Here is a 12,253-nt window from a genome sequence, read left to right as displayed (position 1 = left end):
ACTACATGTCGGACGTGAGCCACACGTGACGGTTTGCTAGCATGCAGCCGATGTCCGCCACTCCCCTCGATATTCTCCAGAGCGTCTTCGGTTACGCCCATTTCCGAGATCCGCAGCAAGCCATCGTCGAGCACGTCGCCGACGGCGGCGACGCGCTCGTGCTTATGCCGACAGGTGGCGGCAAGTCGCTTTGCTATCAGATTCCCGCGTTGCTGCGGCAAGGTACGGGCATCATCGTGTCGCCGCTGATTGCGTTGATGCAGGATCAGGTCGATGCGTTGCGCGAGGCGGGTGTGGCGGCGGCGTATCTCAATTCCAGCCTCGATGCGCAACAACAGCGCGAGATCGAAAAGCAGTTGCTTGCCGGTGATCTCAACCTGCTCTATGTAGCGCCGGAGCGGTTGCTCACCGGGCGTTTTCTCGAATTGCTCGGACGCACCGAGATCGCATTGTTCGCCATCGACGAAGCGCATTGCGTTTCGCAATGGGGACATGATTTCCGTCCCGAATATCGCGAGCTGACCGTCCTGCATCAACGCTATCCGCAGGTGCCGCGCATCGCGTTGACCGCTACCGCCGATCCACGCACGCGCGATGAAATCGTCGAGCGGCTGGCATTGCAGGATGCGCAGCAATTCGTTTCCAGTTTCGATCGCCCCAACATTCGCTATCGCGTCGGCCTGCGTCACAACGCGCGACGGCAGCTGCTGGATTTTCTTGCCGATCGACGCGGCGATGCAGGCATCGTTTATTGCCTGAGCCGCAAGAAAGTCGACGATACTGCCAGTTGGCTGGCGGAGGAGGGCATCGAAGCCCTGCCGTATCACGCGGGACTGGATGCGGCGACTCGTACCGCGAACCAGACACGCTTTCTGCGCGAAGATGGCGTGGTGATGGTGGCTACGGTGGCATTCGGCATGGGCATCGACAAGCCCGACGTGCGCTTTGTGGCACATCTCGACTTACCACGCAGCATGGAAGGCTATTACCAGGAAACCGGCCGCGCCGGTCGCGATGGATTGCCGGCCGAAGCGTGGATGATCTATGGCCTGTCCGACGTGGTGACGATGAGTCAGATGATCGCGCAGTCCGAGTCGGCGGACGAACGCAAACGCGTTGAGCGGCAGAAACTGGAATCGCTGCTCGCCTACGCCGAAGCGACACGCTGTCGACGCGAATTGCTACTGGGCGCATTCGGTGAAGATTTCCATGGTCCCTGCGGTCGCTGCGATAACTGTGTCGAGCCACCGAAAACCTGGAACGCCACCGTACCCGCGCAGAAAGCCTTGTCGGCGGTGTATCGCAGTGGCCAGCGCTTCGGCTCGGGCCACGTGATCGACATCCTGCGCGGTATCGATAGCGCACGCATGAGCCAGCTCGGCCACGACCGTCTCACCACCTTTGGCATTGGTGCTGATACGGATGAAAAGCAATGGCGCTCCGTGTTCCGCCAGTTGCTGGCAGCTGGATTGCTCGCCACCGATGCCGAAGGCTTTGGGACGTTGCGTCTCACCCCGGCCAGCCGCGATGTGCTGGTCGGCAATCAATCGGTACACATGCGCGAGGAAACACGTCCGACCCGCAGGGCTTCGCGCCGTCGCGACAGTCAGCTGGTGACGGGTGCCAGTCTCGGCATAGAGGCCTACGAGCAACCGCTTTGGGACGCATTGCGCGCTTTGCGCTCTCGTCTCGCCAAGCAGCACGGTGTGCCGGCCTACGTCATCTTTCACGACGCGACCCTGCTAGCGATGTTGCGCGCGATGCCCGAAAACGAAGAGGATCTCGCCTCGATCAGCGGCATCGGCGAGGCCAAGCTAAAACGCTACGGTCGCGATTTTCTCGAAGTCATCAATTCGAATGATTGACGATAAAAAAGGGTCGCGACCGATCATCCATGATCGGTCACGCCACGGCTTGGGCGATCCTGCAAACGGCGCGAACGACGCACACGCGCATGCAAAGGATCAACACCCGTAGTTCTAGTGGCACGAGCTAGGCGAGCATGCGGCAGAGCCGGCGATTCACCGAGATAACGCCATTCGCCTAACGTCTGGGGCAAACGCGCCTGGGGCCAGCTCATGCGCAAAGCATCCAGCGCTGCCTCCGCTGAATCGTGTCGCGCCCATTCGCGCGCATCGACGAGCGAACGCCAGCGACGACCGTGACTAACGATGCGGAACAAGCCACGGCTGGACGGAAAAACATACTGCGACACCATCGGGAAGCGCTCCATATCCGATGGTGAGAGCATGCCAGGCGCGGATGACGCGACGATTATTTCTATGCGTCACTAGCATGGCGATGCGCGGACGTCATGATGACGGGCGTGGTGCAGTTGTTAGAACGACGTAATTTCAATCGGTCTAACAGTTCACGCCCGCTGCGCTGGCGGTGCTTCCGCTCGTCGCGAGGGGGCGCTAACGCAAATCAGTGTAATGCCGATGCGGCCAGCGACTTGATCTGGTCGGGATCGGTAACACCGACGAGTCGACCCGTTTCTTTATCGCCATGAAAAGCAATCAAGGTGCTTTGCATGGTGATTCCCAGTGCACGTTTTTCAGCGGACTGGTTGTCGTAGTCCAACCGCAAGATCACCAGTTTTGCGAAAGCAGGATCATTTGCCATCGCGTCGATTGTCGGCGCCTGCTTGCGGCAGATGGGACACCAGCTCGCGTACGCATCCACCAGCACGGGTTCGCCAGCGGCCTGAGCTGCTTTTAAGGCGGCAGTAGTGAACGGCTGGATCGGCTGAGCCTGCACGGCAGCCGTAACAAGCAGGCCAAGTGCGATGGCCGAGAGGATGCGGAGTATGGACATGGAGCGTTCTCCCAAGTGACTTCTACTCACTATTCGTCGCTGACACTTGAGTGGTTACACGGGCATGCCCGGTGTAACTCCAAGGTTCTTTCAAACGAAACCCTAGGTGAGCGGCATCGCGCTACGCGGACAGATGCCCGGTTACATTTTTTTCGCAACGGAAGACCCAGCATGCGTGTTAATCCGACGATCGGTTTTACCTGTTTGGCCGGTAGGCTGTCATGAGCGGCAATCTCAATCCTCTGGTTGCCTACGCTGCAGGTGTACTGACGATCCTGTCGCCTTGCGTGATCCCCCTGGTTCCGATCGTGCTCGGCAGCGCCGCGCAGCGTCATCGCTGGGGGCCGCTCGCGCTGGCACTGGGTTTGGTCGCCTCGTTCACGTTGGCGGGGTTCGCCATTGCCACGGTTGGTGCATCGATCGGGCTGGATGGCGAGACCATCCGCACATGGAGCGCCGTGTTGCTGCTGATCGTCGGTGTGGCTTTGCTGGTCCCGAGAGTGCAAACATTTTTCGAGCATGCCATCGGCCCCCTTGCGACTTGGGCCGGTGAACGTCAGGCAAGGCTGGAGCGATTCGGGCTTGCCGGACAGGCCGGCATCGGTGTCCTGCTCGGTTTGGTGTGGAGCCCATGCGTCGGTCCCACGCTGGGCGCAGCCACCTTGCTTGCCGCGCAAGGCAAGAATCTGGGGCAGGTCGCCTTCGTGATGATGGCCTTCGCCCTCGGCATTGCCACGGTGCTGCTGATCATGGCGTTGGCCACGCAAAGCCTGCTCGCGCGCTGGCGAGGCAGGCTGATGACCGCGGGGACGCGCGGTAGGCGAATCCTGGGTGCGCTTATCCTGCTGGTGGGCGTGTTGATTATCACCGGTGCCGATCGCAGCCTCGAGTCGGGGATTATTGGCGTGCTGCCGGACTGGGTAACCAATCTCACCACGTCGCTATAAAAAGCGCAGCTCAAGCCATTAAGCACGAGCAACCTGTCGAAGGTAGCGGGCGTATGGCCGTCCATAAAAAAGCCGCTGCTGCTGCGGCTCCTCGGTCCTTGGCCTGTGACAACAGGGGTATTCTTGCGGACCGCGGATAGGGGCGACGGTCGATTGATTGTTTCCCCATGTGAGCGCCGGTTTCACAACCCACCTCACACCTCGGACGTTCGCAACATCCAGCGGCCCTACATGGCAGTAAGATGGCGCCGATACAAAGGGTTAGCCGGCTTCACCGGGGTTTCACGGCTGAACCCGGATCGTCGCAGCATTTATTCCAAGCGTCACGAGTCCACTGGTTGTCCACTGGGGAGTGGGAGAACGATGCACGAACGTTCAGGGGTGAAGACAACGGATCGGTGGAAGCACCTTGCGGTCGGTATCGGCTATGGCCTCGGCGTGTGGCTTTTCCAGCATCTGACTGTTCCGCATTTTGTCCTGCTGTGCGGTGTGCATGTCGCCGCGGCCTTGCTTGTGCCTCGTCGCTATTGGCCGGCCATGATCGTGTCTCAAAGCATGGCCCAACTCCCCGTTGCGATCAGCTGCGTGTCGGTGTTCGGGGTGCTGTGGTCCACGCTGATGGTCATTCCTAGCCTCGTGTTCATTGCCCCGATCGTCTATCTCTTCCAGACGCGCGCGCCCTTGGTGGATCGGAAGGGTGAGGTGAACATTTCGATGCTGGTGCTCTGCGCCCTTGCGGTCGCGATCGTGATGTTGGGCGTCAATGAGGTGCAGTTGGCCAGCGCCGTCTATCCACCGGGCGTTCACCCGATGCATTACAACCATCTGGCGGCGCAGTGGGTGCTTGGCAACTTCATCGGCGTCTTGACGGTGGTGCCTACGGTGCTCGCCGTGTGGCAGGCCTTACGACGCCATGGCTGGCGCTCGTTGCTCACTGCAATCAGTGAAAGCCGGGCGACCTTCGAGAGCGTGTGCTTTATTTTGCCTGTGCTCGCCATCCTGGTGTGGGCCGGGTTCACCGAGCCACACCTGCGCGCGCTCGCGCAGGTTGCGATGTTTGTGCCGGTCGTGTGGCTGGCGCTTCGCCATGGTTGGCAGGGGGCTGCTTTGGGTGGCACGGCTGCCAGTTTGGCGCTCGTCTGGCTGATGCCCGAGAAATACGATCAAACGACCATCCAGGCCGAAGTGATCGTCGCGTTCGCCATTGCAACGATGCTGTTGCTCGGGGCCCGTATCGAGGCGCTCGATCGGCGCGCTGAGAAAGAACGCAAAGAAGTGCGCACGGCGTTGGCGTTGGCGCAACGCAATGTCTACTTGGGGGAAATGCAACTTCGGATGACGGCCCAGGCCCTCGAAAATGCGCGTGAAACCGTGCGCACTGGCTACGCGATGATGATGGGCCGCCTTCGCCATTTGCAGCCCGCCATTGATGACGGGGGTTATCAGCGTCTGGCGCTCGCAGCCCAAGACCAGCTTCATGGGATTTCCGAAAGCCTTCATCCCACGGTCTGGCGTGAGCGCGGCCTACCGGCCGCCCTGCGGGAAGGCGCGGTAGCGCGGATGTTGGATCACGCTGGAATCCGATATTGGTGTGAACTCAAAGGCCCGCTGAGTGCCTTGTCTTCGACCGTCCATCTCGCTCTCTATCGCATGGTGTGCGAAGCCCTGGCCGACGGATGCGGTAAGCGGGATGTGAGCGACGTGTGTGTCCGGATCCGCGGTGGGGATGTGAACGGCCGGCGTTGGGTCGCCGTGAGCGTCGTGTTCCGCGCCAACCTTGTGCGCTTGCCTCATGTGCGGTGGGACGACCTGATGCCTCGTTTAATGCGCGCCACGACTGGGGCAGGGATCAAGGCACTCAAAGACCGGGCAGCGATCTTTGAAGGGTATGCGCGCGAACGCATGCTTCCCGACGGGCGGCGCATCAGTTGGATCATGCTCGACCTCTGACGAAAAAAGCCCAGCGAAATCGCTGGGCTTTTTCTTTCAAGCGCCTTGTTTCACTCAGGAACCGTGCGTTCCGCATCCGGCTGGGTCGGCGCCGTTGCAGGTCGCCGCAAGTTGGGCACTGAGTTGCGTGGTGCCATCGCTCATCGGCGTCGCAGTTACCGTGGTGGTGCCATCGTTGTAGACGGTAGTGGGCGAAGTGGTCGGAGCGGCGTTGCTTGTCGTGGCCGCGGGCTGCTGCGGCGTGGAGACGAGCTGCGCAAATTTGCCGATAGGCAACGTGATGAATTGACCGCCGGTCGTACCGACGCTGCCTAGGACATTGCCGTTGAGATCGTTGATCTGGATGTATTGAATACCGCCGAGCACAAAGACGTAAGCGTGGTAATTCGGGCTGGTGCTTACGTCGGTGGCATTGGGCCACGCTTGGCCCAGGCCAGTAGAGGGAGGTGTGGCTGCATTGACCACGCCGGATAAGCCGATCGTCAAAAGCGCGGTGAACACGGCACGACGAGACCTGATGTGCAGCATAGATATACCTCTTGGGTGAATGGCAGGCAGCGGCGCCCGCTTGTACGTCGAAATCTATCACCGGGCGCCAGAAGAAAGCGTAGGCGCGCTAGCGCCGACCGCAATTCGGTTCAGCGCCACGCTGGCGCCGTGACGGGCGCGTGAAATCTGGACGGGTATGTATTTTCCCAAAAGGCTTGTTTGGATCGTGACAAGCGTATGCGTTTCTCGTCGTGCTCCTCAGCAAGCGTTGCCGGTAAGCTCGGACCGCGATAGCCATGCTCGCTTCTGATGGGCGGCAGAATGCTTGGCTTCGATGGTGCGGATTTTTCTCGACGGACCGTGGCCCGTCCTATTTCGGCCCGCATCCCGAGCTAGACCGGCGTGTCGCGAGTGCCGGGTTTCTCATCAGGCGCTGCACTGGCAAGAATGGATCTGCAATGTATTCCGCGAGAGTGGTTTTGTGAGCGATGCGCATCAGCATGCTGCGAATAGCCATCCGCACACATACTTGATATCAGCCCGAAGATCAGTTCGTCCGGATGAGCGGGAAAAGGGAGCACGCGGGTGCCGCATACAAAAATGGCTCACCATCGAAAGTGAGCCAAATCGCTTGAAACAAATGGTGGCCGGGGACGGAATCGAACCGCCGACACGGGGATTTTCAATCCCCTGCTCTACCAACTGAGCTACCCGGCCAGGGTGGACAGCCGCGAGGGCCATCGGTGTTGCGTGGAGCCGCACATTAAATCGGATGGTCGGCTTTGCGTCAAGACTCGGTGCCCGGGGCCACGTAGCCTTCAGGCTGTTTTACGTCGCCACCGAACAGGAATTTCTCCATTTCGCCGCCCAGAAACTGGCGGGATTTGGGGTCCAGGGGGTTAAGGCGGTATTCGTTGATCAGCATGGTCTGGTGGGCCAGCCATTGCTGCCATGCGGGCTTGGAGATTTCGGCATAGATGCGCTGACCAAGGGGGCCGGGCCAGGGGGCGAAGTCCAGACCTTCGGCGTCGATGCCGAGTTTGGCGCAATGAATCGTACGGCTCATCAGTATTTCTCTTTGAGTTTTAGACGTTACAGCTCGGTGGGTTCCGGCAGCGCCAGTAGGAGGGACTTTACCGGCGCAGGCAGACCGAGCGTCGGCAGGTCCGCTATGGCGCACCAGCGTAGGTCGGCATTATCGGCGATTGCGTGCAGGGGTGCTGCGCCGTCGAATAGCAGGGGCTGGATCTGCAATCGGTAGTGGCTGAAGACATGCACAAAAGGTGTGAGCGATTGGGCATCGTCGATCCGCGCGCGTTGTTGCGCCTCACGCCATGCATTGTCGATGTCGTCGGCTTCCGGCAGGCTCCACAGACCGGACCACACGCCCTGCGCAACACGTCGCTGCAAGAGCACGCGGCCATCGGTGTCACGCAGAATCAGCATGACCGTGCTGCGGGTGGGGATAGCTTTGGCCGGCTTCGGCGTGGGGAGTTGTGCGGTGAGATTTTCTCGATGGGCTACGCAGTCGCCGCGCATCGGGCAGGCGTCGCATAGCGGACGAGTGCGCACGCATACCGTGGCGCCGAGATCCATGATCGCCTGCGTGTAATCAGCGGTGCGCTCGGCGGGCGTGTGCGCTTCGGCGCGCTGCCAAAGCTGCTTTTCCACGGCACTTTCGCCCGGATGACCAGCGATACCGTGATAGCGCGTCAATACACGCTTCACGTTGCCGTCGAGGATCGGAAAGCGCAGTCCATAAGCCTGGGCGAGAATGGCGCCTGCGGTGGAACGGCCAATGCCCGGTAGTGCCGTAAGTGCGTCTAAATCGTGCGGCAATTCGCCGTTGTGCAGTTCCACGCACAACTGCGCGGCACGATGTAGAAAGCGTGCGCGCCGGTAGTAGCCAAGTCCGGACCACAGCGCCAGCACGGTGTCTTCATCGGCGGCGGCGAGATCGCGCAGCGCAGGTAATCGCTCTACGAAGCGTTGAAAGTAGGGGATGACCGTGGCGACCTGCGTCTGTTGCAGCATGATCTCCGACAACCACACGCGGTATGCATCGCGAGGATGCTGCCACGGCAGATCGTGACGACCGTGACGGTTGAACCAGGCGAGCAGGGCAGCGGCGAATGGCGTCACTGTGGATGCGGGGCGTCAGATTTGGCGGGAGGCGCAACACTTTCGGTATGGGCAGGCACGGCATTACCGGTTTGCATGCTCAGACCTTCGATATGAATCTTGCCGATATCAAGCGTGGCCATATCGACCTGCCCGTTGCCGGGCGGTGCGGATATCTTGGGTCCCAGCGGGTTGGTCAACTGGTTCCACCATTGTGCCAATTCGAGCGTAGGCAGCTCGAGATCGACGTGGTTGTTTTTGCCGAGCAGCTTCAGATGCAGCAGTAGCGGATTATTGGGGCCGGTCGCAGTAAGCAGAACGGTAGCGTCGTAATTGCCTTCGTTCGCTTCATAGAATTTGCCCTGCAATTGCATCGATGCATGGGTGGCACCGGTCCAGCGTGCGTTGCCGGTCAGGTGCAATACCGTGGCGCCGCTATCTGACGCATACACGGTGATGTTGTCGAGGGCCAATGCACCATGTGCAATGCTGGGCACGCTGGACAATTGCCATTGTAAGGGCGTGCCGTCGGTTTTCTTGGCCGACAGGTTGATCCAGAAAGGCTGCTTGGGAATGAGCCTGCCGGTGTCGAGCGAAACGTCGCTTAACCACTGGCTATTGTTTTCCACCACGCTGCCGTTACGGATGCGTATGCCGGTAGCGATGCTTGGAATCTGATCCGGTACGGTGGTCAATTGCGGCGGCAGGTTTAGCAGCCATGCTTGAAGCGCATCCAGATCGACACGCGGCGAATCGATCTGCATGCGCGAGATCACGATCGGGCCGCCGAACAGAGTGCGCCATGGCAACACCAGACGGCCGTTAGCGGCCAGCAGGATAGGCATGTTCGCGGCGCCTGAACCGGTGTCGCGTGCAATCAGCGTGATGCCTACCAGCTGCAGTGCTGGCCGAGGGAAGAGCGTGGGGCTGGCCGGGCTGGAGAGCGTGAGCTGCAATCCGGCGGTGTTGGCCTGCTCTTGCAGCATCGCCGTAAAGCGGTCCGGCTGCAGCAGCAGATAGAGCGCCACCAGCACGGTGAGCACGATGCCACCTAGCACGCTGGCGCAAACAATCAGCAGCAATCGCAGCGGGCGCGGCAGAGTCATTTAGGCGCGAGTGAAATCGGCAGGAAGCAACCCATCGACATAGGCCTCCGCGTCGAATACGCGCAAATCCGTGGCGGTTTCGCCCAGGCCGACGAAACGAATAGGCAAGCCGAACTCGCGCGCCAGCGCAAACACCACGCCGCCTTTGGCGGTGCCGTCGAGTTTGGTGACAACCAGGCCGGTGACGCCGACGATCTGGCGGAACTGGCGCACCTGGCTCACTGCGTTCTGGCCGGTGGTGCCGTCGATGACCATCAGCACTTCGTGTGGCGCATCGGTATCGAGCTTCTTGAGCACACGCGCAATCTTGCCGAGCTCGTCCATCAGGCCCCCTTGCGTGTGCAGGCGGCCGGCAGTGTCGGCAATCAGTACGTCGGCGTTGCGTGAATGCGCAGCTTGCAGGGCGTCGAAAATCACGCTGGCGGCGTCGGCATCCTGGCCCTGTGAGATCACCGGCACTTGGTTGCGCTCGCCCCACGTCTTGAGTTGCTCCACCGCGGCGGCGCGGAAGGTGTCGCCGGCGGCCAGCAGCACCTGCTTGTCTTCGTCGCGCCACTTGCGGGCAAGCTTGCCGATGGTCGTGGTCTTGCCGGCACCGTTGATGCCCACGATAAGCACCACGAAGGGCTTGTGTCCGCTGATATCCAGCGAATGCTGCACGGGTTTGAGCAGCGTCACCAATTCTTGCCGCAAGGCCCGCAGCAACGCGTCGGCGTCGGCGAAGTCGCGCTTGTGCATGCGCCTGCGCAGGTTTTCTACCAGCGAAGTGCTGGCCTCGATGCCGACGTCGGCGGTGATCAGCGTGGTTTCCAGTTCATCCAGCAGACTGTCGTCCAACTTGGGATGACGCGAGAACAGCGTGGAGAGCCCGCGCGCGAAGGTGCTGCCCGAAAGGCGCTCGCGCCAGCTGCGCCGGGTGGATGGTTCGGCGGTTTCTTCAACGATGGTCGGGGTGATATCAGGAACCGCGGGTGCTTCGGGCGCTGCGACATTAGCTGGCGCCTGGTCCGCGGCATCCTCGTTTTCCCCGGCACCGTTGTCGGCGGGCTTCTTCTTCCAGAACTTGAGCATGGGGGACATGATTCAAAGACAATAGGCGGCATGCTATCACTCCGATCCGTACTGTCCGCTGAGGGCGCGGGCCCATGAAGGCTGCGTCCGGGCGTATCCGCATCATCGGCGGCCACTTACGCAACTCCCGATTGAATGTGCCCGATCTCCCGGGATTGCGGCCTACGCCCGAGCGCGTGCGCGAGACCTTGTTCAACTGGCTGGCGCCGACCATCGCCGGGGTGCAGGCGCTGGATCTGTGTGCGGGTACAGGTGCGCTGGGTATCGAGGCACTTTCGCGCGGTGCAGCGGGAGTCCGGTTCGTGGAGCCGGAGGCTGCGTCGGCAGAGGCCTTACGCGGCAATCTGGCGAGGCTGAAGGCCCATGGCGGAGAAGTGGCGTGTACGGATGCTGCGCGCTTTCTGCAGCGCGCGCCGCAGCCGGTCGGGTTGGTTTTCCTCGATCCGCCGTTCGCTCTGCAGCTGTGGACGTCGTTGGCGCAGCAGCTTGAGCGGGGCGGTTGGCTCGCTCCGTCCGCGCAGATCTACGTCGAATCGCCGCGCGACCTGACACCCGATCTACCGCCGAACTGGGTGCTGCACCGCGAGGGACACGCTGGCGAGGTGCGTTACGCACTCTATCGCCGGACCTAGCCCATTCCGTTAAGCTTATGCTTTCCTCCGCGAATCCCGTTTTCGTGAAAAAGTCGGTCAATACACGCCTTGCCGTCTACCCGGGTACCTTCGACCCGATTACCAACGGCCATGCGGATCTCGTGGCCCGCGCAGCACCGCTGTTCGAACGCATCGTCGTAGCGGTGGCGGAAAGTCAGAACAAGGGCAAAGGTCCGGGTTTCACCCTGCAGGAACGCATTTCTCTGGCGCGCCTGGCGCTGGCGGATTTGCCGAATGTGGAAGTGCGCGGCTTCGATTGTCTGCTGGCCGACTTCGTCAGCGACATCGGCGCCGGCGTGATCATCCGCGGCTTGCGCGCCGTGTCGGATTTCGAATACGAATTCCAGTTGGCGAGCATGAATCGTCATCTCATTCCCACGGCTGAAACGCTATTCTTGACGCCGGCGGAGCAGTACAGCTTCATTTCTTCCTCGCTGGTACGCGAGATCGGTCGCCTTGGTGGCGACATTTCCGGTTTCGTGCATCCCGCGGTCCAACAAGCCATGCGGCAGCGCTGGCATAAAAAGCAACCTGAAACCGAAGGGGACAACTATGCGTAAACTCACTCTCATCGCCACCGCTTTTGCGTTGACCAGTTGCCTGGCCCTGTCCGCGTGCAATAACAGCGACAACCAGCCGCAGGTTGCCCAGCAGGTACAGAAGCTCACCAAACCGGCCGACCCGAACGACACCAAGGCCTGGGGCGCTTATCTCGGTCAGATCGTGCAGGGCAATATGCAGGGCATGTCCGCCAGCCAGCCCTATGCCTACATGGTGCCGGCCGGTGACACCGACGCCATCAAGGACGCTCGCGATCGCCAGCTGAGCGACGTGCAGGACACCGTTGCCCGTGGCGTTCTGCCCGGCAACATGCTGGTGTTCGGTGGCCCGGATTCGGGCAAGACGGCTGATCTGATCACCACCGCCTTCAAGGATGCCAAGGCCGGTTCCTTCAAGGGCGTGATCGTGCTGTTCATTGGCGACAAGGCCGACGAGCAGCGTGTGGACGCCGTGCTGCAGCCGACCAACGCGACGATCCGTTTCGCCCAGATGTAAACCGCATTCATCTCCCTCTCCCGTCCGGGGGAGGGAGATGCCG

At 61.1% G+C, this 12,253-nt stretch carries 13 protein-coding genes and 1 tRNA gene; 6 read left to right on the top strand and 8 right to left on the bottom strand.

From position 1 onward, the window contains the following. Positions 1-50: 50 nt before the first annotated feature. Positions 51-1,865, top strand: a complete 1,815-nt coding sequence (gene recQ, locus QQL64_RS13565) for a DNA helicase RecQ (protein WP_284400641.1) — start codon at positions 51-53, stop codon at positions 1,863-1,865. 23 nt (positions 1,866-1,888) lie between these two features. On the opposite strand, the gene QQL64_RS13560 is transcribed toward recQ, so the two are convergent. Together QQL64_RS13560 and QQL64_RS13555 are read right to left on the bottom strand one after the other, a co-directional pair. Further along, a complete protein-coding gene (locus QQL64_RS13560; RefSeq protein ID WP_284400639.1) occupies positions 1,889-2,251 on the bottom strand; it encodes a hypothetical protein in 363 nt (120 codons plus the stop codon). A gap of 176 nt (positions 2,252-2,427) precedes the next feature. Then, positions 2,428-2,817: a thioredoxin family protein gene (locus tag QQL64_RS13555; protein ID WP_284400638.1), complete on the bottom strand. Its 390-nt coding sequence runs from the start codon at positions 2,815-2,817 to the stop codon at positions 2,428-2,430. A gap of 221 nt (positions 2,818-3,038) precedes the next feature. On the opposite strand from QQL64_RS13555, the gene QQL64_RS13550 reads away from it, so the two are divergent. Both QQL64_RS13550 and QQL64_RS13545 read left to right on the top strand, forming a co-directional pair. Then, positions 3,039-3,764, top strand: a complete 726-nt coding sequence (locus QQL64_RS13550) for a cytochrome c biogenesis CcdA family protein (RefSeq protein ID WP_284400637.1) — start codon at positions 3,039-3,041, stop codon at positions 3,762-3,764. Positions 3,765-4,127: 363 nt separating this feature from the next. Beyond that, the gene (locus QQL64_RS13545) at positions 4,128-5,714 is read left to right on the top strand and encodes an MASE1 domain-containing protein (RefSeq protein ID WP_284400635.1); all 1,587 of its coding nucleotides are present in this window, start codon (positions 4,128-4,130) and stop codon (positions 5,712-5,714) included. Positions 5,715-5,768: 54 nt separating this feature from the next. On the opposite strand, the gene QQL64_RS13540 is transcribed toward QQL64_RS13545, so the two are convergent. The 6 genes from QQL64_RS13540 to ftsY form a co-directional block, all read right to left on the bottom strand. After that, complete coding sequence (locus tag QQL64_RS13540; RefSeq protein WP_284400633.1) at positions 5,769-6,242, bottom strand: hypothetical protein; 474 nt, start codon at positions 6,240-6,242, stop codon at positions 5,769-5,771. Positions 6,243-6,844: 602 nt separating this feature from the next. Beyond that, positions 6,845-6,920, bottom strand: a tRNA-Phe gene (locus QQL64_RS13535). A 70-nt stretch (positions 6,921-6,990) separates the two neighbouring features. After that, positions 6,991-7,269, bottom strand: a complete 279-nt coding sequence (locus tag QQL64_RS13530) for an oxidative damage protection protein (RefSeq protein WP_284400632.1) — start codon at positions 7,267-7,269, stop codon at positions 6,991-6,993. Between the two features lie 26 nt (positions 7,270-7,295). Beyond that, on the bottom strand, positions 7,296-8,345 hold the full coding sequence (gene mutY, locus QQL64_RS13525; protein ID WP_284400630.1) for an A/G-specific adenine glycosylase: 1,050 nt from the start codon (positions 8,343-8,345) through the stop codon (positions 7,296-7,298). Further along, on the bottom strand, positions 8,342-9,430 hold the full coding sequence (locus QQL64_RS13520) for an AsmA family protein (RefSeq protein ID WP_284400628.1): 1,089 nt from the start codon (positions 9,428-9,430) through the stop codon (positions 8,342-8,344). The genes mutY and QQL64_RS13520 overlap by 4 nt, the downstream gene beginning before the upstream one ends. After that, a complete protein-coding gene (gene ftsY / locus QQL64_RS13515) occupies positions 9,431-10,501 on the bottom strand; it encodes a signal recognition particle-docking protein FtsY (protein ID WP_284402186.1) in 1,071 nt (356 codons plus the stop codon). Between the two features lie 74 nt (positions 10,502-10,575). Here ftsY and rsmD point away from each other — a divergent pair, with 74 nt between their 5' ends. Genes rsmD through QQL64_RS13500 form a run of 3 tightly spaced genes read left to right on the top strand, consistent with a single transcriptional unit; the run spans position 10,576 to position 12,210 of the window. Continuing rightward, positions 10,576-11,133, top strand: a complete 558-nt coding sequence (rsmD, locus tag QQL64_RS13510; RefSeq protein WP_284400626.1) for a 16S rRNA (guanine(966)-N(2))-methyltransferase RsmD — start codon at positions 10,576-10,578, stop codon at positions 11,131-11,133. A 44-nt stretch (positions 11,134-11,177) separates the two neighbouring features. Next, positions 11,178-11,714: a pantetheine-phosphate adenylyltransferase gene (coaD, locus tag QQL64_RS13505; RefSeq protein WP_284400624.1), complete on the top strand. Its 537-nt coding sequence runs from the start codon at positions 11,178-11,180 to the stop codon at positions 11,712-11,714. Further along, positions 11,707-12,210, top strand: a complete 504-nt coding sequence (locus QQL64_RS13500; RefSeq protein WP_284400622.1) for a hypothetical protein — start codon at positions 11,707-11,709, stop codon at positions 12,208-12,210. Before coaD ends, QQL64_RS13500 begins: the two co-directional genes overlap by 8 nt. The last annotated feature ends 43 nt before the right edge of the window (positions 12,211-12,253 follow it).

Source organism: Dyella lipolytica (assembly GCF_030160075.1).
Lineage (GTDB): Bacteria > Pseudomonadota > Gammaproteobacteria > Xanthomonadales > Rhodanobacteraceae > Dyella_B > Dyella_B lipolytica.
Note: the sequence above shows the minus strand (reverse complement) of the source record. Positions and strands in the feature narration are given on the sequence as shown.